This window comes from Massilia sp. TSP1-1-2, assembly GCF_049896185.1.
Classification (GTDB): Bacteria; Pseudomonadota; Gammaproteobacteria; order Burkholderiales; family Burkholderiaceae_D; genus Telluria_A.
Map to the genome: position 1 here is coordinate 61511 of NZ_JAFCTU010000020.1, position 23471 is coordinate 84981.

Annotated in this window: 22 protein-coding genes; 11 read left to right on the forward strand and 11 right to left on the reverse strand. The window is 61.6% G+C overall.

The window, feature by feature from the left end; all coding sequences use genetic code 11:
• Positions 1–41 precede the first annotated feature (41 nt).
• The 3 genes from glnL to glnA all read right to left on the reverse strand — a co-directional run bounded on the left by glnL (position 42) and on the right by glnA (position 3270).
• Positions 42–1151 carry a nitrogen regulation protein NR(II) gene (gene glnL, locus ACP7BV_RS17375; RefSeq protein ID WP_426105595.1) on the reverse strand — a complete coding sequence of 370 codons (1110 nt, stop codon included), beginning with the start codon at positions 1149–1151 and terminating at the stop codon, positions 42–44.
• On the reverse strand, positions 1148–1663 hold the full coding sequence (locus ACP7BV_RS17380; RefSeq protein WP_426105596.1) for a DUF4124 domain-containing protein: 516 nt from the start codon (positions 1661–1663) through the stop codon (positions 1148–1150). The genes glnL and ACP7BV_RS17380 overlap by 4 nt, the downstream gene beginning before the upstream one ends.
• A gap of 191 nt (positions 1664–1854) precedes the next feature.
• Positions 1855–3270 (reverse strand): type I glutamate--ammonia ligase, encoded by a 1416-nt coding sequence (gene glnA, locus ACP7BV_RS17385; protein ID WP_426105597.1) that lies wholly within the window; start codon positions 3268–3270, stop codon positions 1855–1857.
• 314 nt (positions 3271–3584) lie between these two features.
• On the opposite strand from glnA, the gene ACP7BV_RS17390 reads away from it, so the two are divergent.
• Positions 3585–4043 (forward strand): rhodanese-like domain-containing protein, encoded by a 459-nt coding sequence (locus tag ACP7BV_RS17390; RefSeq protein WP_426105598.1) that lies wholly within the window; start codon positions 3585–3587, stop codon positions 4041–4043.
• A 99-nt stretch (positions 4044–4142) separates the two neighbouring features.
• Here the strand turns inward: ACP7BV_RS17390 and ACP7BV_RS17395 are convergent, their stop codons facing one another.
• From ACP7BV_RS17395 to ACP7BV_RS17410, 4 genes are all read right to left on the reverse strand, one after another.
• The gene (locus tag ACP7BV_RS17395) at positions 4143–5462 is read right to left on the reverse strand and encodes a TAXI family TRAP transporter solute-binding subunit (RefSeq protein ID WP_426105647.1); all 1320 of its coding nucleotides are present in this window, start codon (positions 5460–5462) and stop codon (positions 4143–4145) included.
• A gap of 185 nt (positions 5463–5647) precedes the next feature.
• On the reverse strand, positions 5648–8731 hold the full coding sequence (locus ACP7BV_RS17400; protein ID WP_426105648.1) for a transglycosylase domain-containing protein: 3084 nt from the start codon (positions 8729–8731) through the stop codon (positions 5648–5650).
• 479 nt (positions 8732–9210) lie between these two features.
• Positions 9211–10002 carry a competence/damage-inducible protein A gene (locus tag ACP7BV_RS17405; RefSeq protein ID WP_426105599.1) on the reverse strand — a complete coding sequence of 264 codons (792 nt, stop codon included), beginning with the start codon at positions 10000–10002 and terminating at the stop codon, positions 9211–9213.
• A 60-nt stretch (positions 10003–10062) separates the two neighbouring features.
• Complete coding sequence (locus ACP7BV_RS17410; RefSeq protein WP_426105600.1) at positions 10063–10881, reverse strand: EI24 domain-containing protein; 819 nt, start codon at positions 10879–10881, stop codon at positions 10063–10065.
• 125 nt (positions 10882–11006) lie between these two features.
• On the opposite strand from ACP7BV_RS17410, the gene ACP7BV_RS17415 reads away from it, so the two are divergent.
• On the forward strand, positions 11007–11363 hold the full coding sequence (locus ACP7BV_RS17415) for an FKBP-type peptidyl-prolyl cis-trans isomerase (protein WP_426105602.1): 357 nt from the start codon (positions 11007–11009) through the stop codon (positions 11361–11363).
• 2 nt (positions 11364–11365) lie between these two features.
• Positions 11366–11599, forward strand: coding sequence for a hypothetical protein (locus tag ACP7BV_RS17420; protein WP_426105603.1), 234 nt, complete (start codon positions 11366–11368; stop codon positions 11597–11599).
• A 126-nt stretch (positions 11600–11725) separates the two neighbouring features.
• Here ACP7BV_RS17420 and ACP7BV_RS17425 read toward each other — a convergent pair whose 3' ends face one another.
• Positions 11726–13198 carry a wax ester/triacylglycerol synthase family O-acyltransferase gene (locus tag ACP7BV_RS17425; RefSeq protein ID WP_426105604.1) on the reverse strand — a complete coding sequence of 491 codons (1473 nt, stop codon included), beginning with the start codon at positions 13196–13198 and terminating at the stop codon, positions 11726–11728.
• A gap of 145 nt (positions 13199–13343) precedes the next feature.
• Here ACP7BV_RS17425 and ACP7BV_RS17430 point away from each other — a divergent pair, with 145 nt between their 5' ends.
• Positions 13344–13598, forward strand: a complete 255-nt coding sequence (locus ACP7BV_RS17430) for an acyl-CoA-binding protein (protein ID WP_426105605.1) — start codon at positions 13344–13346, stop codon at positions 13596–13598.
• 115 nt (positions 13599–13713) lie between these two features.
• Here ACP7BV_RS17430 and ACP7BV_RS17435 read toward each other — a convergent pair whose 3' ends face one another.
• Entirely contained in the window at positions 13714–13995 is a 282-nt protein-coding gene (locus ACP7BV_RS17435; protein ID WP_426105606.1) for a polyhydroxyalkanoic acid system family protein, read from the reverse strand.
• A 93-nt stretch (positions 13996–14088) separates the two neighbouring features.
• Between ACP7BV_RS17435 and ACP7BV_RS17440 the strand changes: the two genes are divergently transcribed.
• The 7 genes from ACP7BV_RS17440 (at position 14089) to nth (ending at position 21619) form a co-directional block, all read left to right on the forward strand.
• Positions 14089–15342 carry a putative Na+/H+ antiporter gene (locus ACP7BV_RS17440; protein ID WP_426105608.1) on the forward strand — a complete coding sequence of 418 codons (1254 nt, stop codon included), beginning with the start codon at positions 14089–14091 and terminating at the stop codon, positions 15340–15342.
• Between the two features lie 97 nt (positions 15343–15439).
• Complete coding sequence (locus ACP7BV_RS17445; protein ID WP_426105609.1) at positions 15440–16894, forward strand: hypothetical protein; 1455 nt, start codon at positions 15440–15442, stop codon at positions 16892–16894.
• Between the two features lie 212 nt (positions 16895–17106).
• Entirely contained in the window at positions 17107–17430 is a 324-nt protein-coding gene (gene fdxA / locus ACP7BV_RS17450) for a ferredoxin FdxA (protein ID WP_426105610.1), read from the forward strand.
• Positions 17431–17517: 87 nt separating this feature from the next.
• Positions 17518–18609: an NAD(P)/FAD-dependent oxidoreductase gene (locus ACP7BV_RS17455; protein WP_426105612.1), complete on the forward strand. Its 1092-nt coding sequence runs from the start codon at positions 17518–17520 to the stop codon at positions 18607–18609.
• A 257-nt stretch (positions 18610–18866) separates the two neighbouring features.
• The gene (locus ACP7BV_RS17460) at positions 18867–20102 is read left to right on the forward strand and encodes a polyhydroxyalkanoate depolymerase (RefSeq protein WP_426105614.1); all 1236 of its coding nucleotides are present in this window, start codon (positions 18867–18869) and stop codon (positions 20100–20102) included.
• 207 nt (positions 20103–20309) lie between these two features.
• Positions 20310–20975, forward strand: a complete 666-nt coding sequence (rsxB, locus tag ACP7BV_RS17465; protein ID WP_426105615.1) for an electron transport complex subunit RsxB — start codon at positions 20310–20312, stop codon at positions 20973–20975.
• Positions 20972–21619, forward strand: coding sequence for an endonuclease III (nth, locus tag ACP7BV_RS17470; protein WP_426105616.1), 648 nt, complete (start codon positions 20972–20974; stop codon positions 21617–21619). The genes rsxB and nth overlap by 4 nt, the downstream gene beginning before the upstream one ends.
• A 23-nt stretch (positions 21620–21642) precedes the next feature.
• Here the strand turns inward: nth and ACP7BV_RS17475 are convergent, their stop codons facing one another.
• Entirely contained in the window at positions 21643–22338 is a 696-nt protein-coding gene (locus tag ACP7BV_RS17475) for a hypothetical protein (protein ID WP_426105618.1), read from the reverse strand.
• 379 nt (positions 22339–22717) lie between these two features.
• Positions 22718–23416, reverse strand: a complete 699-nt coding sequence (locus tag ACP7BV_RS17480) for a nuclear transport factor 2 family protein (protein WP_426105619.1) — start codon at positions 23414–23416, stop codon at positions 22718–22720.
• Positions 23417–23471: the final 55 nt, after the last annotated feature.

Consider the following 23471-nt stretch of genomic DNA (forward strand, 5'->3'; position numbering starts at 1 on the left):
GATCCGGGCCCCAGGAAGTGCCGCCCGCCTCTTTCCACCATTTATGGCAGTGGCAACAGAATCCTGAAATCCGTCAATCCAGGCCGGCTTTCGCACTCGATTACGCCCATGTGCTGTTGCACGAAGGTTTGCGCGAGGGTCAGTCCCAGGCCACTGCCGCCCTCCCGTCCCGATACCAGGGGATAGAAGATGCGCTCGCGAATCTGGGGCGAAATGCCCGGTCCATTGTCGATGATATGCAAGTCTAATGCCAGGGCGTAGCGGACCTTGGCCAAAGTGACCTGGCGCGCCACGCGCGTGCGAAATATGAGCACCGCGTCGCCGCCGGCAATCTGTCCGGCCAGCGCCTGGGCCGCATTGTGGGCGATGTTGAGCACGGTCTGGATCAACTGTTCCTTGTCGCCGCGGAACTCGGGAATCGACGCATCGTAATCGCGCTTGATGGAGAGGCCCACGGGAAACTCGGCCAGCATCAGGCTGCGCACGCGTTCGCACACTTCGTGGATATTTACGTCGCCCACGATGTGCGGACGCCGGTGCGGCGCCAGCAAGCGGTCGACCAGGGTTTGCAGCCGGTCCGCTTCCTTGATGATGACCTGGGTGTATTCGCGCAGCGCCGTCAAGTGCAGCGCCGGCAGCTCAAGTTCGAGCAACTGGGCGGCGCCGCGAATGCCACCCAGCGGGTTCTTGATTTCGTGCGCGAGGTTGCGCACCAGTTCCTTGTTGACCTGGCTCTGATCGAGGATGCGCTCCTCGCGATCAAGCTTTAATTGCTGCACGTTTTCGCGCAGCTCCACCACAATGCCGGCGTCGCCGGCGGCGCTGACGATGCTGTGCACATGCAAGGGCGCGCGCCCGTTGCGCTCGAGCGTGAGGTCCTGGCGCAGGTCGGCGTATTTGTGCGCGAGCGCTTGCGCGCACAGGCTGAGCAGCTCGTCGGCATTTACGAACAGCATACTGAGCTGCTGACGCTGGAGCGCCTTGAGCGAGCTTTCGAGCAAGTTTTCAGCGGCCGCGTTGGCAAACGTGATCATGCCGTCGGCGTCGACCAGCAGCACCGACGAGGCCAGCAAATCGAGGCCCGCCAGCTCGCCGTTCTTGTATGGTCCGTGCTGCCCGTTTTGCCCGGGTTGCACTTGTCGCTCCGTCATTTGATGTTCGCGATTTCGCGTTTCAGCGCCTCGATGTTTTTCTCGGTACGGCTAATACTGTCGCGCATCATTTCCACGCGCTCCTGGTACTTGGCGAAGTTGCGCTCGTTGCCCTGGCGCTCAGGTTCTCCGCCGTTGAATTCCTTGCGCGCTTCGGCCAGCTTTTTTTCTTCACCACGCAGCTCGTCGTTCAAAATTTCGCGGCGGTCATTGTCGCGCGCCTTTTGCTGGGCGTTGTCCACTTTCGGGAAATCGGTGGGCGTCGACACGGGCGCGGCCAGCGCGCGCGGCGCGCCCGACTGGCGCGCTCTGGACGGCGCGGGGATGGAATTGGGCAGGTTCAGCGTCTTGCAACCGGGCCTGTAGCTATCGGTCAATTCTCTGCCGCCGTTGGCGTTGGTGCAAAGATAGACGCCGTTCTGGGCCTGGGCAGGCGCTTGCGCGAACGCGCCGCACAGCAGGGCCAGCGCGACGGCCAGCTTGCGCATCCTGATCTGTGGCTTGATCGTCATCGTCTCCATCGCTTTCCGTTTGTCCGTACAGTAATTAAGTTCACCGAATATACAACATCCAATGCAAAACGCGAGGAAAGCCGTAGCGATCCTCGCGTTTTTCTCACCACAATTACAATGCGCTTACACTTTCGATGTCGGCACGACTACAGGTGCTAACAGCTTAACAATGCGCGCAATGACAATGGCACTTACAGCGAATAGTACATGTCAAATTCGACAGGGTGGGTGGTCATGCGCATGCGCTGCACGTCCTGCATTTTCAGTTCGATGTAAGCATCGATCATGCTGTCGCTGAACACGCCGCCGCGGGTCAGGAATTCGCGATCCTTGTTGAGCGCGTCGAGTGCTTCTTCGAGCGATGCGCACACCGTCGGGATCAGCGCGTCTTCTTCAGGCGGCAAATGGTACAGGTCTTTGGATGCCGCTTCGCCCGGGTGTATTTTGTTGGCGATACCGTCCAGGCCAGCCATCAGCAGCGCGGAGAAGCACAGGTAGACGTTGGCCAGAGGATCGGGGAAACGCGTTTCAATGCGGCGCCCTTTTGGATTGGCAACGTGCGGAATGCGGATCGAGGCCGAACGGTTTTTAGCCGAGTACGCCAGCTTGACCGGTGCTTCGTAGCCAGGCACAAGGCGCTTGTACGAGTTGGTGCCCGGGTTGGTGATGGCGTTCAATGCCTTGGCATGCTTGATGATGCCGCCGATGTAGAACAGCGCATCGTCCGACAGGCCGGCATAGCCGTCGCCGGCGAACAGGTTCTTGCCGTCTTTCCAGATCGACTGGTGCACGTGCATGCCCGAACCGTTGTCGCCAACGATAGGTTTTGGCATGAAAGTGGCGGTCTTGCCGTAGCTGTGGGCCACGTTCCAGACCACATACTTCAAGTTCTGGGTCCAGTCGGCGCGCTCGACCAGGGTCGAGAACTTGGTGCCGATTTCATTCTGGCCGGCGCCGGCCACTTCGTGGTGGTGCACTTCAACCGGGATGCCCAGCGATTCGAGGATCAGGCACATTTCCGAACGCATGTCCTGGAACGAATCGACCGGCGGGACCGGGAAGTAGCCGCCCTTGACGGTAGGACGGTGGCCGCTGTTGCCGCCTTCGGTCTTGGCGTCGGTCGCCCACGACGACTCGTCGGAGTCGATCTTGACGAAGCAACCCGACATGTCGATCTTCCAGCGCACGGAATCAAAAATGAAAAATTCAGGCTCAGGGCCGAAAAAGGCGGTGTCGCCGATGCCGGTCGACTTCAGGTACGCTTCGGCGCGCTTGGCGATCGAACGCGGGTCGCGGTCGTAGCCCTTGCCGTCGGCAGGCTCGATGACGTCGCACTGCATGAACAGGGTCGTCTCTTCCATGAACGGATCGATGTTGGCCGTGTTCGGATCTGGCATCAGGATCATGTCCGACGCTTCGATACCCTTCCAGCCGGCGATCGACGAACCGTCGAACGCATGGCCCGACTCGAACTTGTCGAGGTCGAAGTGGGAAACAGGCACGGTCACGTGCTGCTCTTTACCACGGGTGTCGGCGAAGCGGAAATCAACGAATTTGACTTCGTTGTCTTTTACCATTTTCAAGACTTCTGCGGCGGTCATTGCCATGCGTAACTCTCCTGATTGAAATAAGGGGCTTGTCGAAGCTGCGACAAAACTCAAGGGGATCATAGCAGAAACCATGCCAGTCACATGCGGCGGGGCTTTTGCACATTGCGTCGTTGAATCTGCTGGCAATTGATCTTAAAATTGCATGTTCCCGTTATGACACCGTCATTGCGCATCACCAACACCGCACTTTTTTGGTGCGAAATACGAAAACTGCACCGAAATCGGGCGCGTCGCACAACAATGGCGAAAATGCGTCCTGTTGGTGCAAGGCTGCTTGTATTAAACATGTTTTCTCACTTTGGAGCAACGCCATGAGTACCGTTGAACAACTTTTAGCCGCCGCGCATGCGCGCGCGCCAGGCCCAGGGTACGCGGGTGCGGTCACGCCGCACGAAGCCTATGAGCTGGTGCAAGCCGACACGCGCGTGGTGCTGGTCGACGTGCGTACCAATGCCGAGCGCGACTGGGTGGGACGGGTAATGCTGCCCGAGAACCAGCAAGGCGCCGTGCAGTGGAGCACCTGGCCGGGCGGCGTGCCCAATCCCGATTTTGTGCAGCAGCTGGAGGCGGTGGCGCGCAAAGACGATGTACTGCTGTTTTTGTGCCGTTCGGGGGTCAGGTCGCGCCATGCGGCCACGCTGGCTACGCAGCACGGGTTTGCCAACAGCTATGACATTCTGGAAGGCTTCGAAGGCGACAAGGATGGCGAGGGGCACCGCAAGACCGTGGGCGGATGGTGCCACGCCGGTTTGCCGTGGATGGGCGCCTGAGCAGTTCCGCCAATGCACGCGGTAACGTAACGCATGCATTGGCGGAATGCGAGGGGAACTCAGAGCCCGGAGCTTTTCCGCCCTACATTGTGCTTGCGACTACGCTGGCGCCATCGCGCTCTTGACCCGGTTGCGCACAAAATTGATATGGCTGCGCAGTCCATACAAGCCATCGGCAAAGGCCAGCGGAATCGAAATCTGGTTCACCAGCTCTTCAATCTCATCGAGTCGCTTGAGCAATCCCGCGCACACCTCTTCCTTGCCGTGCCCCGCTTCCAGCTCCTGCTCCACCGTGCGCAACTGCCCGTACCAGCGATACACGCGCGAGCGGATGCGCCACACGTACAGCGGCGGGACAATTTTCGACAGCGGCAGCAGCAGCGCGGCGAGCGCCACCACGACCACCCACATGCGGTCGAAGAAATTGGCCAGCCAGAACGTCATGTAACGCTGCAGCAGCGGCGGGCCATCCTTGTAGAACTTGGCCGCTTCGCGCGAGACGGGAATTTCCGTATAGCGCTCCGACGGAAACTGCCCCTGTTGCTGGAACCAGCCGGTGCCGCCGTGGATCTGGCTGGCCGCCTGCACGAACAAATCGATCAGCGCCGGATGCAAGTCGTGACGCGCGACCAGCGTGGCGGTGGGCGCGATCAAGTGGTAATCCTGGGACGGCAAGTCGCGCCCCACGTCCACGATCCCGCGCGGCAGCACCACGTGCGACATGAACGGCAGGCGCCGCGTGTAAGCCTCGGCCTGGGCAAAGTCGAACAGCTTGATGCCCGGCGTTTGCAGCAGCATCTGCACCATCAGCGCATCCGGCCCGGACGAAAACACCAGGCCGTCGATGCGCCCTTCGAGCAGCTCCACCGTGCCGGGCGTGTTTTCAAGTGCTCCCAGGGTCAAGTCGGTGGGAGCGACGCCGTTCAATTCCAGCACCTGGCGAAACAGCTTGGGCACGCCCGTGCCTTCGGGCCCGACATTGATTTTCAAGCCTTTTAATTGATTGATCTGGGTGACCTTGGTCGGCTCGCGCAAAAACAGCCACACTGGCTCGGTGAACAGGCTGCCAAGCGACACCAGGCCCGTCTTGGAGGCGGCTCGCTGGTCGGTCGAGCCGCTTTGCACAAAGGCGATATCGACCTTGCCGTCATCCAAGCGCCGCAGGTTTTCCTGCGAGCCGAGGGTGCGCACCAGCGTGACCTTGATGCCCTGCTTGGCCAGCAGGACCGCGTATTTTTTGCCCAGCTCCTCGTAGGCGCTGTTTTCCTGGCCGGTAGCGAGCGTGACGCTGCGCGGCGGCGTCGGGTCGACCAGGAAGTAGGCCAGCAGGCACAGGCCCGCGATGACCAGCACGGTGGGACCGGCCGCCGCCACCAGGTCCCGAAACGAGAACTGGGTGAACTTGCGAATTTTTGACATGGCGCGTTGCAGTGGTTTCATGGGACTGGACAATGCCAACATTTGTCGAAACATGCAAGTGCTCATGAGCAGGGTGCAAAAGCAGGACGCAAAAGCAAAAGCGCATTGCGCCAGAGGCGTGCGTCGCGTTGACACTCGCCTTTGGCGCAATGCGCTTGCGCTTTTGCGCCCTACGACATGTCAGGTCAGCGGATGCATTCCTTGGCGCCGCTCTCCACCGGCGGCTCGATCAGCGGCATCAGCGAAGGCGCGAGCGCCGTGAGCAACTGCACCGGCAAGGCGCTGGTGAAGTCGTACTTGCCGGCCTGGGGGCCGTGCACATAGGCCGTCATGCTGCCGAAAAAACGCTCGCCGATATTAAAGACAAAGGTCGCCGAACGGTTCACGAAGCGCGATTCGATCAGCCGCCCGCCGGCGCCATAGACTTCAAAGCGCTGGTCGCCGGTACCGGTCTTGCCGCCCACGGCGATGATCGAGCCGTCGCGCATTTTGAAGGCGTTCTTGACGCGCTTGGCAGTGCCTTCCGAGACTACCGCGCGGACCGCGTCGGCAGCCGCGCGCGCGACGAAAGGATTGAGGATCTGTTCCCCCTTGGGCGCCTGCGCGTGGCGCACCAGCGTTTCGTAGGGCGTGCCCATAGCGAAATGCAGTGAGTCGATGCGCTGCACCGGTTTGCGCATGCCGTTGTTGACGATCACGCCCATCAGTTCGGCCAGCGCAGCCGGGCGGTCGGCCGACGCGCCCAGCGTGGTGGCGTAGGACGGGACCAGCGAATCGAAGGGATAACCCATCTTCTTCCATTGCGCGTGGATCTTGAGGAACGCTTCGACTTCCAGCAGGCCGGCGATGCGGCTGTCCTGGGCATGCTTGCGGTGCGTGCTGAACAGCCACGAATAAACTAGCTGGCGTTCCTTGACGCTGGCAGCGACGATGTCGGCAAAGGTGGCCTTGTCGTGCGCGCGCATGTAGCCGACCATCCACAATTCAAGCGGGTGGATGGTGGCGACGTAGCCGCGGTCGGCCAGCGACATAGTGGCCACCGAGTACTGGTCGTACATCTTGGCAATGCGCTCGTCGGGCACTTCATTGGCCGACGGCAGGTTGGCCTTGATGAAGGCGCCAAAATCCTGCAGCGACGCATTCGGCGCGATCGTGCGGTGCACCGTGGCCAGGCGCGAAGGGGTCGGGCGCAAGCTGGCCAGCAAGACCTTCTCGGCTTCGGCCGCCGTCTTGCCGCGGTACTTGGCGTAAAACCTGTTCATGAACTCGCGCCCTTCGCGGTCGGCGAAGCGGGCCAGGTATTCGGCGCGGCGCGGGTCGTCCGCATCGTGCAGCAGCGCCGCGGACGAACCGGGCAGCTGGAACATGTAGTAGCGCACCACGTCGCGCATCAGGCGCACGAACACCAGGTTGTTCGACGTTTTCAGCCCGTCGCGCACCATCATGATTTTGCCGTTGTCGTTCTTGTTGAAGTTGCCGAAGGTGTGCAGGCCGCCGCCGGTAAAAAAGCTCTCGCCCGGGTTGGCCGAATACTTGCGGTCGAGCGCTGCCTGCAGCATTGGCGGCAGCGTGCGCTCGTCGTTCGAGGGCAGCGCCAGGAAGTAGGCAACCGCCCACTGGGACAGCATGTCCTTGGGATCGACGACGACTTTTCTCAGCCCCGCCGCGTCCATGTTGCCGTAGCGCTGGTGCAGCTGGTCGACGATGTCAAGATAGGTAACCAGCGTGCGCAGCTTGGCCGTGGAACCGAGGTCGAGCTTGGCGCCTTCGTTGATGTCGAGCGGCTGGTCGTAGTTATCGGTCTGCACGCGCAGGTAGTTGACGTTCTCGCCGCGCTCCATCAGCGTAAAGCTGTAGACCACCGCGGCCGGGTCCCCATTGCCGAGCATGCCCTTGCCGGTCAGGCCGGCAGCTTCGGCCGAGACGGCGTCGCGCAATTCGCGCAGCGTGGCTGTCACGGCCTGCTGCGCGTCCGAGTCCAGCGTGCTGATTACCGACAGGTCGAGCCGGTCGACGTTGTACAGGCGGCCGTCGCCCAGCAGGTTGCCCAGGTGGGTGCGCACGGCGTTGGTGGCCTTGCGCGAGACAAAGGTATTGGCCGCCGGGGGCGTGACGCCCGAACCGGTGGACGGCGCCAGCTTGACCTTGAGCGCGGCGTCGCGCAGCGCGGGCGGGATCACGCCGGCCTGGGCCAGCACCCGCAGGTGCGTGTTGGTCAGTTCTTCCAGGTCCTTGTCGCCGGCGCCAAGGTAGTGGGCGGGGCGGCGCTGGGCGATCATCAGCGAGAGCGCCTGCTTGTAGGTGAGGGCCGCGTCCGGGCTGTCGATCCTGCCCTTGAGGGTTTTGTTGACGGTGGCGAAATCGCGCCCGTACCAGACCCACATGCCGTCGCCGATGCCGTTCACTTCGCCGTAACCGGGCTTGGCCGACAGCGGCACGGTATTCAAGTAATCGATGACGATCTGGCGCCGCGCCAGCGTGGTGTCTTCGCCGTACTGGTAGGCGCGCAGCGTGGCCGATCCCATCTGGATGAACTTTTCGGACAGCGAGCTGGTACGCCCGTCCGGCGAGTGGCGGTATTTTTCGATCTGGGTGGCCAGCGTGCTGCCGCCGGCCGAGCGCTTGTCGTCGCCCGGGATGAACATTTGCAGCACCTTGTCGAACACCGCCTTTGAGAAGCGGTCCCACTCCACCGCCGGATTGCGCTTGGGGTAGGTGGTGTCGAGCAGTTCGCGGTTTTCAATGAACAGCAGGCTTTGCACCAGCAGCGTGGGCGCGTCGGTAAAGCCGGCGTAGTAACGCTCCGGGAACAGGCTGGTAAACAGCGGCTGGCTCTTGCAGTCGAGGATGGTCAGGCCGACCTTGGTCTTTTCGCGGTAAGTGGCGAACAGGCCGCGGTCGGCCAGCTCCACCATCTTGGGCGAGATGCGGGCCTGGGCGGCAATTTCATAATCGCGCGTTTTCAGTTTGCCCAGGTAGTCGGGCAAATTGGCGTAGCCGAGCCGCTCGTCGTACGGGCTGTCGTGCGGGAAGCGGATCGCATTGCTCGGTCCCTTCTCGACCTTGTAGCTGATTTTTTTCGCCATCTTGGCGAACACCTTGGCCTGCATCGACGAGGTGCGCGATTCGCGCCAGGCCCAGACCGAGGCGATCGAGAGCAGCATCAACAGCAGCAGAATCAGCGCCGGCTTGATGCGGCTGCGCCTTTTAGGCGGCGCGGGCGGGGTCGGCGTCGTCGCGACCTCGGGGATGTGTGTCTGTTCCAGCATGCCTTCACCTTCCAATTGCGGTCCCTCGGGCACCAGCGACAGGTGGGGATGCGGGGTCGGGAGCTCGGCCTGGCCGGGCTCGCCGTTGGCAGTCATCGATGCAGACCGGGCGCGCAATTTGCGCACCGCGTGCACCACAATGCGGGGTCGTCGAATTCGACGATTACTTTCCATGATGGCTCAACCGGTCTGAATCAATCGTACCTGCAATCACCGCACCACCCTTGCCATCTGCTACAGGCCTGTCGGTAGGATCGAGTGGTCAATCTTGTCGCTTTGTTTTACTTAAAATGTCACTGGAATGTCATCTTACTTCCAGTGTACGCAGGACTACCATTCCACCACATCGGGACGACCGGCACGCAGCAGTGTTCAAGAAATGTTGGCGCAGTGGTTTGTTTTTCGCAAAAAAACAACGGCTGAGTATACCGGGCGAAATGCACGCGCCGAAATGCGGTAACGCCGTTGTCATAAACTCTTCACGTTCCGACATCGCGGTATTCGGCCTGCATCTGGTCGAGCGCGGCGCGCAGGTGCGCGAACGCGGCCGCCGTTTGCGCCGGCTCGCCCTTCACCCCCAGTTCGATGTGCGCGCGCGTGTCGGCATCGCCCACGCTTGGCAGGCTGAACGCCTTGACCTGCGGCCAGGTGGCCTCGATATATTCCATCAGCGGCACCAGCGCCGACTCGGCCTTGGCGAACACGATCACCGAGCGCTCGCTGCGCGGCGCCTGGTTGAACAGGTGCGCATACAGATTGTCGAGCACCCAGGCGATCATCGGTGTGGCCATCACGGGAAAGCCCGGCACGAAATGGTGGGTACCGAGCGTGAAGCCGGCGATCTTGTTGAAGGGATTCGGGATCAGCGTGGCGCCCTGCGCGAACACGGCCATTTGCAGGCGCTGCTGGTTTTCCGGCGAATCGAGCGCCGGCACAACGCCCGCTTTTTCGGACATCTCGATGATGCGCTCTTCGATATTGCGGCGCCCTTCCGGATGCAGCACCAAAGGGCGGCCGAGCGCGCGCGCGGCGCACTGGCGCGTATGGTCGTCGGGCGTCGAGCCAATCCCGCCGCATGAAAAGACAATGTCGCCAGTAGCCATGGTGCGCTCGAAGGTAGCGCTCAAGCGCTGCGGATCGTCGCCCAGATATTCGGCCCAGGCCAGCTGCAGGCCGCGCTCGGCGAGCAGCTTGAGCACGGCCGAAAAGTGCGCATCCTGGCGCTTGCCCGACATGATTTCGTCGCCGATGATGATCAAACCGATTGCCATGCGCGTTTCCTTCAGTTGAGGTGATTCAGTTGCCGGCGATGTGGGCCGAAAACTGCCGGCTCAGTCATGGACCGCTACCGCGTCCTTGCCGCGCCGCGCCGCGCGCAGTTCTTCCAGCGCCTGCATGCAGTAGTACTGGAACCACAGCGCCGTGAAAATGAACACCATGATGAACAGCCAGATCGACAGCGGCGCCAGGACCGGGAACATCAGCGTGATGGCGCCGCCCAGCCACACCAGGCCGGGAATGGCGCCACAGGCGCCGGAGATGACGCCGATGGTGGTCAGGTCGCGCGCATGCAGCTTGACGATGGCGGCAAACTCCTCGGCGCTGGCATGGTCGGCCAGCGCATCGTAGGCCATCACGCGCGCGTTCAGGCGCCCGAACAGGATCACTTGCACCGCAATGGCCAGCGGCGGAAAAATATACAGCGGCAGCGTGACCAGCCAGATTGGCACGAACTTGAGCATGGTGACCAGATTAAGCCACAGGCCGCCGGTCATGGTGCCACCCTTTTTTTCTTCCAGGCCGGCATACTGGCGCGCGGCCACGTGCTTGACGATGGCCGGCATGGCCGCCACGTTCATGATCAGGGTGACGATGACGAGCGTGAGCGGCAGCAGCAGCACCATCAGGATCAGCGGCACCACGATCATCTTGAACATGCTGGCGCCCGTATAGTCGTTCAGGTTGTAGCGCGAGAAAATCGACTGGATCACGTCCATCAGGGGATTGGCCGCGAAATACAGGATCGTAAAACCGATCACCAGCGACAGCAGCAGCGGCACGAACGACATGCGCAGGATCTTGAAACTGAATTGCGAACTCAAGGCGCGGCGGTAGGCGGTGACGACGGGGCGAAGCGTAGGCTGGCTCATGGAAAAATCGTTCAAAAAAGACAATGAGACCGAAGCATAATCGAAATTCGCGCGCGCGAGGCGTGAATAGCGCTTTGGAACGCCATCGTCTACAATCGCCAATCATCCAACACGCAAGGAATATCATGTCCATCATCACTAACGACTCCGGCCTGCAATACGAAGACACCACCGTCGGCGACGGCGCCCAAGCTGCAGCGGGCCAGCACGTGACCGTGCATTACACCGGCTGGCTGCGCAACGACGACGGCACCAAGGGCGCCAAATTCGACTCGAGCAAAGACCGCAACGACCCATTCCAGTTTTCGCTGGGCGCCGGCCAGGTCATCAAGGGCTGGGATGAAGGCGTGCAAGGCATGAAGGTTGGCGGCGCGCGCACGCTGACGATCCCGGCGGCGCTGGGCTACGGCGCGCGCGGCGCGGGCGGCGCGATTCCACCGAACGCGACCTTGATTTTCGACGTCGAACTGCTGGCGGTATAAGCATGCACGCCGCCCGCGCCGCGCTGCTGGCGATAGCGCTGGCAGCGCTGGGCGGCTGCACGGTCATCGCGGTGACCGGGGCGGTCGTCGGCACCGGCGTCGCGCTCGGCTCGGCGGCGGTCAAGGGCGGCGTCATGGTCGGCAAGGGAGCGGTGGCCGTGGCCACCTACCCGTTTCGCGACAGTGAAGCAGAAAAACATGCAGAAAAAGAAGCGAACGCCGCGCAACCCAGGTAAAACATCGCCCCCGGGGTTAGTTCCCCCATTACGACACGGCCTCGTCTGTAAGCTGCATTACAGACGAGGTTGTGTCGTAATGGGGGAACTGACCCCGGGGGTGGTTTACCAGGCTGGATAAGCGTTTTATTCCCACTCACCCATCAATGCCAGCATGACGAGTTTTTCGAATTCGGGGGCGAAGCGGTGGATGATGTTGTCGGGGTCCTTGACCAGCGCGTCGTCGGTGACGATGCCGAACTGCACGCCGCCGTTGTAGCTCAAAATCGATACGCCAATGCCAATGTCGCCCGACTGCGGCACCCAGAACATGCACTGGTCAAGCTGGCTGCCGGCCAGGTACAGCGGCTGCTGCGGGCCGGGCACGTTGCTCATCACGGCCGTCGCCTTGCGCGTAAAATAATTCTGGATTTCGTTTTGTACCTGCTTGGGCGTCGCGCCCAGCACACCGAGCACCGACATGGCCACCAGCGCCGTATAGCTGCCCTTGAGTTCATTCATCCGGTGGCGCACCTCGAACAGGCGCGCGACCGGGTCTTCCAGGCCGACCGGCAGCACCAGCGGCACCAGCCCGAAGGCGTTGCCCAGCTTTTGGCGCCGGCTCGGCTTGCGCAAGTTCACCGGCACCATCACGCGCACGTCGCAATCATGCTCGATGCTGTCGCCCTTCTCGCGCAGGTAAGCGCGCAGGGCCCCGGCCACGCTGGCCATCAGCACGTCATTGATCGAGCAGCCAAAGGCCTTGCCGATGGCTTTCACTTCCGCCAGCGGCAGCGGCTCGCTCCACGACACGTGCTTGATGCCGTTGGGTTTGCCCTTCAATCGCGTGCGGCTGTCTTCTTCCATCGTGGTTAGCTTGATGGCGTCGATCGCCAACTGGCCGGCGGTGTGCCCGAGCGCGGAAATCTGCCCGGGCAGCTTGTCCATGTCGGTCACCATGCCCAGCGTTTTGAGCAACACGTTCGACGACAAATCGATCGCCTTGATCGAGGCGGCCGTCACCGGCAGCATGATCTGCTCCCACGGATTTTCTTCGGCCGCGGCCGACGAGGCGGCCGCCGCGCGCGGCGTTGGCACTTGGTGCTCGGGCTCGTCCTTCGATTCGTCGAACATCGACATAAACACGCCCACCAGCGCCACGCCGTCGGCGATGCAGTGGTGGATGCGGATGATCAAGGCCTGGCGCAGCTTGCCGTCTTCGCCGAGGCAATTGTCGACCAGGTGCATCTGCCACAGCGGCTTTTCCGGGTCGAGCGGCTGCTGCGAGAGCTTGCCCACCAGTTGCTGCAGGGCCGGCTTGTTGCTCGACTTGTCCTTGTTCGAGGCCAGCGCGGTGTGCACTACATGGTTATCCAGGTCCACTTCCTGCTCCAGCCACCAGGAGCCCGACAGGTCCGTCACGACCCGGCTGCGAAAGCGGCTATAGACCAGAAAGCGCAACGCGAGCGCGTGCTTGAGGCCTTCCACGCTGACCGGTTTGCTGAGCATGGACACGCCCACGATCATCATCAGGTTGCCATCAGAATCCATCCTTAGCCAGGCGGTATCGACAGTAGACATCTTTTTGCGGCTAAATGCGGACAGAGCTTTCGACAACATGGAGCATCTCCTCTAATAAACAGCGGTAGTTCTATTATGTAGCGCAATATGTTTATTGTTGCGATAAGATTGTAGGCACATTACTCTAGCGACAATTTTCCAGCCGCCAGTATTACATCAATATCACTAGCCACCAGGAGACTTTATGAGTTTGCAAGAACAGTTCGACCAGGCCCAGCTCGATTCGAAGAATCTGTCTGAGCGTCCGGACAACATGACGCTGCTGAAGATTTATGCGCTCTACAAGCAGGCGGCAACGGGCGACGCAGAAGGCAAGCGCCCCGGCTTTACCGACATGGTCGGGCGTGCCAAGTTCGATGCATGGGAGGCGCTCAAGGGCACCAGCAAGGATGAAGCGATGCAGCAGTACATCGACCTGATCGAGGATTTGAAGGGCTAAATTTTTCTATCGGTAGGGCGCAAAAGCGTCAGCGCATTGCGCCGTGAGCCGTTGGCGGCGCGTGGCGCAATGCGCTGCGCTTTTCCGCCCTACGTGCCTACGTGCCGTTGCGCTTCTACGCCGCCCCGAACACCTTTTTCATGTTCTCTTCCACCTTGGCCTGAATGGTCGGCGCGAATGCGCTCATCAAAAAACCCAGCCGGATAAACATCTCGGCCTTCTTCTTTTCCAGCGTCAATTGCCCCTGCACGCCGCTGCGCTCGAACCGCAGCACGTCGCCTTCCCATTCGCATTCCAGGCCGTATTCGTCGGCGATCACGTCGGCTACCTTCTGCGCCGCCTCGCGTGCTTTTTTGTGCGTCAGTTTGTGTTCTTGTACGATGCTGATGTCTGCCATGTAAATCTTCCCGTGTCAATTTCGGCAATGATACCACCGGCGCCCCGCACTCTATAATGCGATCACGTCAATCACCGTCCATCACCAGCGCCCATGACCGACCTCCAGCTGATCGCCGCCATCCTGTTCGCACTCGCCCTGGCGCATACCTTCGCCACCAAGTCGTTCGAGCGCCTGGCCGACCGCTTCCCGCGCCACGCGGGCCTGTGGCATTTTTTCGGCGAGGTCGAGGTGGTGTTCGGGCTGTGGGCCTTCATCCTCATCATCGCCATCGCCTTTGTCTCGGGTGGCGAGCAAGCCATCGCCTATGCCGAAAGCCGCACCTACACCGAGCCGCTGTTCGTATTCGTCATCATGGTCGTGGCCGCATCCAAGCCGGTGCTCGAAAGCATACGCGCGGCCATTGCCGCTCTCGCCAGCCTGGTGCCGCTGCGCACGCCGCTGGTGCGGGTCTGGCTGTGCCTGGCAATGGTCCCGCTGCTGGGCTCCCTGATCACGGAACCGGCCGCCATGACGCTGGCCGCCCTGATGCTGGGGCCGCAAATCTTTCGCCAGGATCGCGGCATGCCGGAGTGGATCAAGTACGCCGCGCTCGGCGTGCTGTTCGTGAACATTTCAATCGGCGGCACGCTGACCTCGTTTGCCGCGCCGCCGGTGTTGATGGTGGCCGCCGCCTGGCACTGGGACAGCGCCTTCATGGCTGCCACTTTCGGCTGGAAGGCGGCGCTGGCGGTCGTCATCAACGCCACCGCCGTCACCATCCTGCTGCGCCGCCACGTCGGGGCCGACGACCCGCACGCGGCCCCCGCCGCGCCCATCCCGCTGCTGGTCTCGGCCATTCACCTGCTGTTCCTCGCGGCCGTGGTGGGGTTCGCACATCACCCGGTCATTTTCATGGGCCTGTTCATGTTTTTTTTGGGCTTTACCACCGCCTACGAGCAGTATCAGAATCCGCTGATCCTCAAGCAAGGTTTGCTGGTGGGCTTTTTCCTGGCCGGGCTAGTGGTGCTGGGCGGAATGCAGCAATGGTGGCTGCAGCCGATCGTCTCAAGCCTGGAACCGGGCGCCCTGTTCCTTGGCGCCACCGCCTTGACGGCGGTGACCGACAATGCCGCGCTGACCTACCTCGGTTCGCTCATCGCGGGCATGAGCGATGAGGCCAAATACATGCTGGTGGCCGGCGCCGTGGCCGGCGGCGGGCTGACCGTGATCGCCAACGCCCCCAACCCGGCCGGCGTCTCGCTGCTGCGCGACGGCTTTGCCGACGAGTCGATCGGCGTGGCCGGCCTGCTGGCCGGGGCGCTGCCGCCGACCTTGGTGGCGATGGCCGCGCTTTTCTTTCTATAACGACAATCTATTGATCAGGATCAAAGGATGAGCCTGCCTGGGGCTGCACTATTTCCGCTAGGGCCGTAGGATTCGGCCGAACACTAGCGGAGGTTGTATGGAAAGTCGCGTCACCCTGGTCGATGCCGAGCATCCGGAGCGCACTGCTGCGCCGGTCAGCTATATCCCCACCCCCAGCGCGCAATATCGCCAGCACCGCAAGGCCGCAGCGCTGATCCTCGAACCCGGTCGCCCGCGCGTGGGCCTGGGCGCGGAGCCGCCCTCCCCGTTCGGCATCGGGGCGCGCGTGCTGATGTGGAAGCAGGACCCGTCGGTCAGCGAAATCGGCACCCGCAAAGTGTTTTTGCCCGGCCTGGTGCTCGACGGCCCGCGCGACGCGCGCATCATGTTCGGCCAGCCGGGCATCACGCCGGTCAGCCCGAATGCGTTCGGCGACTTTGTCACGATGCCCGACACGCCCCAGTTTGATGCCGTGCACACCTACGCCGTGGTGCGCCAGACGCTTACCATGTACCAGCGCGCGCTGGCCGACGGCAGCGACGACACGCCGCTGCCGTGGCAATGGAACAGCAGCGCCGACGTGGCGCCGATTGACATTTTTCCGTATGGGCTGCCCAACGTGATGAACGCGTTCTACAGCCGCTCGCAATGCTGCCTGAAATTTGGCGACTTCATTCCCGGCGGCCAGGCCGAACGGGTATTTACCTGCCGCTCGTTCGACATCGTCTCGCACGAAACCGGCCACGCCGTGCTCGACGGCTTGAAGCCCGAGTGGCTGCTGGCCGACAATCCGCCCCAGACCGGCGGCCTGCACGAAGCTTTTGGCGACCTAACCGCCATTTTCCTGTGCCTGTCCCAGCTTGACCAGTGCGAGGCAATCGTGGCCCAGACCAAGGCGCGCCTGCATGACAAAACCTTCCTCGCCGATATCGCCGAGGAGTTCGGCCTGGCGCTTGGCCGCTCGAACGGTTTGCGCAACGCCGACAACGACATCACGCTGTCGCAGGCCGGCAACGAAGTGCATGCCATTTCGCAAGTGTTCACCGGGGCCGTCTACGACATCCTGGCCGACCTGTTCGCCTTTGAGCGCAATCCGGCCCTGCGCGACTGCGCCGCGGTCCTGCACGAGGTGGCCGCCTACCTGCGCTCGGCGCTGCTGCGCGCATTGATCGCCGCGCCCGATCACGCCGCCACCTATGCGGACGTGGTCAACGCCATGCTGCGCACCGTGGCCGAGGATGGCAAGCCGGTCGACTACCGCAATGCGATCCGCAACCGCTTCGTGCTGCGCGAGGTGGTGCGCTCGCCCGTGCCGCTGACCGAAGACCATGTGGCCGGGACCGACCTGTTGCCGGCGGTGCAGGACGCGCCGGACGCAGTGCAGGACAGGAGCGCCTGCTGCGGGACCATGAACCTGGCCGAATACCATGACGTTGAACGGCTGCTGGCGGCCGAACTGGACGCGCTGGCGCAGTGGTGCGCCACGCACGGGCGCGGCGCGAGCGCGCCGCCGCTGCTGCCCGAACCGGCCCCGGACGACCCCGGCCTATAGAGCATGCCCACGCTGCAAAAGCCGCACTTGTGCGGCTTTTGCCGTTAAAGTATCGACAACATCGGTGGGGGCGCGCGCATTTGCTTATGTGTATTGTGTCTAAGCCTAATTTGTGGGAACAGGCGAATTGCCTTAAAATACAGTGCTTTGCTTTAGCAGACGGCGGCGGTACGCACGTCGACGCGCAGCACCCCTCATTTGATAGGACTGTTATGACCCACGTTGTCACCGAATCGTGCATCAGCTGTCGTTACACCGATTGCGTCGATGTATGCCCGGTCGATTGTTTCCGGGAAGGCCCAAATTTCCTGACCATCGACCCGGACGAGTGCATCGATTGCGCCGTCTGCGTGGCCGAATGCCCCGTCAACGCCATCTTCGCCGAGGAAGATGTGCCGGCCGACCAGCAAGCTTTCATCAAGATCAACGTTGAACTGGCGCGCAACTGGCCGTCGATCACCAAGACCAAGGCGGCCTTGCCTGACGCCGAGCAGTGGAAAGACGTCAAGGACAAGCTCGGCCAGCTGGTCCGCTAGATTCTCCCGGCGCCGCCGCCCGGCGCGCCTGCGGGCGCTTGGGGCAACCGTGCCCGTATTACCGTTTAACACCTACAGGAAGTGCGCATGTCAACCACCCACGAAGCGGGCAGCATCGCTGCCAACAGTTCTTTTGCCGGCGCCATCGATACCGATGCCGTGATCATTGGCGCAGGCCCCGTCGGCCTGTTCCAGGTGTTCGAACTCGGCCTGCTCGAGATCAAGGCCCACATCATCGACTCGCTGCCGGCCGTTGGCGGCCAGTGCGTGGAACTGTATCCTGACAAGCCGATCTACGACATCCCCGCCGTGCCCGTATGCACCGGCCAGGAATTGACCGACAACCTGCTCAAGCAGATCGAGCCGTTCGAGCCGACCTTCCACCTGAACCAGGAAGTGACGCTCGTGCAGCGCCGCGAAGACAGCCGCTTCAATGTCGAAACCTCGGCCGGCACGCGCTTCATCACCAAGACCATCTTCATTGCCGCCGGCGTCGGTTCGTTCCAGGCGCGCACCATCAAGGTCGACGGCATCGACGTATTCGAAGGCTCGCAGCTGCATTACCGCGTCAAGGATCCGTCCCAGTTCGAGGGCAAGAACCTGATCATCTGCGGCGGCGGCGATTCGGCCCTCGACTGGGCCCTCAATTTCGTCGGCAAGGCCGAATCTGTTGTTTTGCTGCACCGCCGCGAAGATTTCCGCGCCGCGCCGGCCTCGGTCGCCAAGATGAAGGCAATGTGCGACGCTTACGAAATGCAATTGATCATCGGCCAAGTCACCGGTTTCGATACCAAGGATGACAAGTTGACGGAAGTAAAAGTCACCGGTGCGGACGGCGTCACGCGCCGCGTGCCGCTCGACATGCTGCTGGTGTTCTTTGGCCTGTCGCCGAAACTGGGCCCGATCGCCGACTGGGGCCTCGATATCGAGCGGCGCCAGCTCAAGGTGCAGAACACGGAAAAGTTCGAGACCAACGTGCCGGGCATTTTTGCCGTGGGCGACATCAACACCTATCCGGGCAAGAAGAAACTGATTCTGTCGGGCTTTCACGAGGCGGCGCTGGCCGCTTTCGGCGCGGCGCCGTACATCTTCCCGGATAAAAAGATCCACATGCAGTACACCACCACGTCGCCAAAACTGCACAAGATCCTCGGTGTCGAGAGTCCCGTATTTGACTGATATCGTTCAGTAACTCGCACGCAACAATGCCCCGTCCAGCCGGGGCATTTTCAATTTGCGTTAGGTAGCTCATAAACGCACTGCACCATTTTGTGTTAAAACTGGATATCGATCACGGTTTGCTTACGCGAAATTTACAGAATGTTCAATTTCTCTCAAGCACCCAGAATTGCAAACCCGCCGCCCAAATAGCCTATAATTAATCTGCGTACCCTGCAAACGATTGCAGACGTGTCGATTATCTTGAAGGAATATGTATGCTTTACCAACTGCACGAGATGCAACGCTCATTCCTAACGCCGCTGATGCAGTGGGCTGACGCTTCATCCAAATTATTCACGAATCCGGTCTCGCCGCTGGCACACACGCCCTTTGCGCAGCGCATCGCCGCCGGATACGAACTGATGTACCGCCTGGGCAAGGATTACGAAAAGCCAGCCTTTGACATCCGCGACACCACGATCAACGGCGACACCGTCGGCATCCTGGAACAAGTGGTTGTCGAACGCGCTTTTTGCCGGCTGCTGCACTTTAAAAAAGACTTGACCGACAAGCAGTATGCCAAGCTGCAGCAACCAAAAGTGCTGTTGGTGGCGCCGCTGTCGGGCCACCACTCGACGCTGCTGCGCGACACGGTGCGCTCGCTGCTGACCGACCATGACGTGTACATCACCGACTGGACCGATGCGCGCATGGTGCCGCTGTCAGAAGGCGCTTTCCACCTGGACGACTATATCTACTACGTGCAGGATTTCATTCGCCTGCTGGCACCCGATCTGCATGTCATTTCCGTGTGCCAGCCGACGGTGCCGGTACTGGCCGCGATCTCGCTGATGGCCACGGCCAAGGATCCGCAACTGCCCAAGACGATGACGATGATGGGCGGCCCGATCGACCCGCGCAAGTCGCCGACCGCAGTCAACGACCTGGCCATTGAAAAGCCGTTTTCGTGGTTCGAAAACACCGTCATCTACGCGGTGCCGTCGAACTATCCGGCCTACGGACGGCGCGTCTATCCGGGCTTTTTGCAGCACGCCGGTTTCATTGCCATGAATCCGGGGCGGCACGCGCAAAGCCACCGCGAGTTCTACATGCACCTGGTGACGGGCGACGACGATCCTGCGGAAGGCCATCGCCGCTTCTACGACGAGTACAACGCCGTGCTCGACATGCCGGCCGAGTACTACCTCGACACCATCAAGACCGTGTTCCAGGAATTCAGCCTGCCGATGGGCACCTGGGTCGTGGGCGGCAACCTGGTGCGTCCGCAAGACATCACCACGGTCGCGCTGTTTACGGTCGAAGGCGAACTCGATGATATTTCGGGCGCCGGCCAGACCCAGGCGGCGCATGATTTGTGTTCGGGCATTCCAGCCAACATGCAGCAGGATTTTGTGGCGCCTGGCTGCGGCCACTACGGCATTTTTTCCGGCCGCCGCTGGCGCGATGTGATTTGCCCAAAAATTGGCGCCTTCATCAAGGAACATGGCTGATCGTCATTCGCTTGAAAGAAAATGCCGCCGCGACGCGGCATTTTTTTCGCCCATACGCATGGGCAAAACCGTAGGGCGGATAAGCGATAGCGCAATCTGCCATGGGCCGACGGCGGCGCGTGGCGGATTGCGCCGTCGCTTATCGGCCCTACATGTACGCCGGCGCCCAGACGACTATAATGACGCTTTGCTACCCACTCGCGCGCCGTGACCAAAACCCTCGCCGACCAGGTCGAAGACCTCCTCCCGCAAACCCAGTGCACCAAGTGCGGGTACGCGGGCTGCCGCCCCTATGCGCAAGCGATTGCCGACGGCACGGCCGACATCAACCAGTGCCCCCCGGGCGGCCTGGAAGGCGTGGCCAGCCTGGCTGGCCTGCTGGGCAGAACGACCATTCCGATCAACCCGGTCAACGGCATTGAACGCCCGCGTCCGGTCGCCTTTATCGACGAAGCGCTGTGCATCGGCTGCACGCTGTGCATCCAGGCCTGCCCGGTGGACGCCATCCTGGGCGCGGCCAAGCAAATGCACACGATTTTGCCCAGCCTGTGCACCGGCTGCGACCTGTGCGTGGCGCCCTGCCCGGTCGACTGCATCTCGATGATGCCGGTCACGGGCGAGCGCACCGGCTGGGACGCCTGGACCCAGCCGCAGGCCGACGCGGCCCGCGCGCGGCATGACTTCCGCACGCTGCGCCTGCAGCGCGAACGCGACGAAAACGATGCGCGCCTGGCCGCCAAAGCCGTCGCCAAGATGAAGGAAGTCACCGCCTCGGAAGCGAACACGCCGGAACAACTGGCCGAAAAAGAACGCAAGCGCGCCATCATCGCAGCGGCCATGGAACGCGCGCGCCAGAAAGCGGCAGGCCAATGAATCCCGCAAAACGGCAAGCCATCTTCGAGCGCCTGCGCGCAGCGAACCCGAATCCAAAAACCGAACTCGAATACAGCACGCCGTTCGAACTGTTAATTGCCGTGCTGCTGTCGGCGCAAGCCACCGATGTGGGCGTCAACAAGGCCACACGCAAGCTGTACCCGGTGGCCAATACGCCGGCGGCTATTTTGGCACTGGGCATCGACGAACTCAAGTCGTTCATCCAGACCATCGGCCTGTACCCGACCAAGGCCAAGAACGTGATGGCCACTTGTCAGATTCTGGTCGAGCAGTACGGCGGCGAAGTGCCGCGCACGCGCGAGGCGCTCGAATCACTGCCCGGCGTGGGCCGCAAGACGGCCAACGTGGTGCTCAATACCGCCTTTGGCGAACTGGCGATGGCGGTCGATACGCACATCTTCCGCGTCTCGAACCGGACCCGGATCGCGCCCGGCAAAGACGTGATCGAAGTTGAAAACAAGCTGATGAAGTTCGTGCCCAAAGCGTTTTTGCTGGACGCGCATCACTGGCTGATCCTACACGGCCGCTACACCTGCATTGCGCGCAAGCCGCTGTGCTGGAACTGCATCATCGCCGACCTGTGCGAGTACAAGGACAAGACGCCGGCACCAGACGGCGTATAGTCGATCGCCTTGCCGGCGGCCACTCAATACCAGAGCATGTGCGACGTGATCCGGTCGTTCCAGCCGTGAGGCACCAGATTTGGCACCCAGGAATTGCCTGGTACCCAGAGCGTATTGGTGAAATCGCCGTAATCCAGATTGGGCGCATCAAAGAAGACAACAAAACGGGCGCTGACCGTAATATCCATGCTCGAGACGACGTCGTTCGCGTTCTTCCAACCCCACCACAGAAATCCGCAAGCCCATAGATTGCTATAGTCTCCCACTGTATGGTTGTCCTGCTCTAACAGCCGCCAGCTGCACCCGTCAAAATCGATATGTTCATACAGTTCCATGTAGCCGCCGTCGGGTGGAACTGCTGTTTCTGCTGATTTCGCTGTTTTCACCGCTTCAGCGCTCGTCGCTGCTAGCTTGCTTCGCTGTTGCTCACGGCGGCTGAGCGCATACGCGGATGGTTTTCTCTGCGGTGTGGATCGAGCAAACTCTTCCGCCTGGATTTTGCTCGTAAATAAATTCAACATCTTGCCGTCAATCGCGTCATGATCGACGACCGTGTGCAACGCTGTGCCGGTCAGGTCACGCACATCGGTTGGGTCGGCGTTTTGCTGATCGATCATGACTGGCATGCGTGGAACCTTGTGAACCTTCGGACTCTTGCAATCGCAAGCGCGGCTGCCGGACGAGAAGGGCATTAGCATGGTGTTCATGGAATTCATCATTTCATTCTCCTTAGATTCAGTGAGGCGTCAAACTGCGTCGTCGTCCCGGACACGTGATACCGCTATCCAGCGTACGGGCGCTGGCAAGCGGCGTATGCGGTTGAATCAAAGGGAGAGGTTCTGCGGCGTAGACACTGAACCATGCCATGATTTAATAATGGAACTTATCGCAAGCACACAAACGGTTTCACATCTCCTTGTGCGTCCGCGTCACTATCCGCATCGCAGGCATTTTTGGACGCAGCGTCGCTACCTCCTGGAAGCGCGACGGCTGCGCTTTGGTGAGCTTAGCGGCGCACTGCCTCGGCCACGACCTTGCCTTCCTCGCGCACCGTAAGCGAGCGCCCGCGGCCGGCCGGGTCGCGCCCGAACGTCATCGTCAGCGAGCGATCGCTGACAAAAATTCGTTCTTGTCCGCTGCCTTGAGCACGAACACCGACGGCCCGCTGGCAACCGACAGGCGCTTTCCGTCGCGCCGAACGTCCATGAAGGCGCCGTCTTTTTCGACATAGTGCCAGGCCAGCTGGTCCAGTTGCGCCGCGCTGATGCTCGCTTCGGCCCGCAGCGACTCCTGGCGCGGCGACTCCTGGCGCGCAGGCCCATGGTCAAAACTGAGCACGCGCGACACTTTCCATTGGCCGCCCTCCAGCAACAGCATGTGGGTGAACCGCGCCTGGCCGGTCAGCACTTCCTTGCCGCCCTTGGGTATTTCGTAAAAGCGGTGCTCGCCCGAGACGACCGCGCCGTACAGCCTGGCGCCGTCGCGCATCGGAAAAAAACGCATGCTCTCGGGGACCGCTTCACGCCGCACGCGCACGCCGGGGCGCCCGCAAATGTTCTTCCCGACCGATTCGGAAAAGATGGCCTTTCCCTTCGAGATGCCGCCCACATCATGGTAAAACTCGAGGTCGTCGGTGTTCATGGCGGTCAGCTTTTCAATCTCGCACTCGTTGAATGCCTTCCAGTACTGGGTGTCGAACTGGCGCACGTCGACTTCCCACGCGTTCGACTGCTGGGCGAAGGCCGCGCACGGCAAGACAAGCAGGGACAGGACGGCAGCGCTAGCGTGCTTTTTCATGTGGGGCCCGGGGTGGATTGATCGAAACGGGACAATACACGAGGCGCGGCGCAAT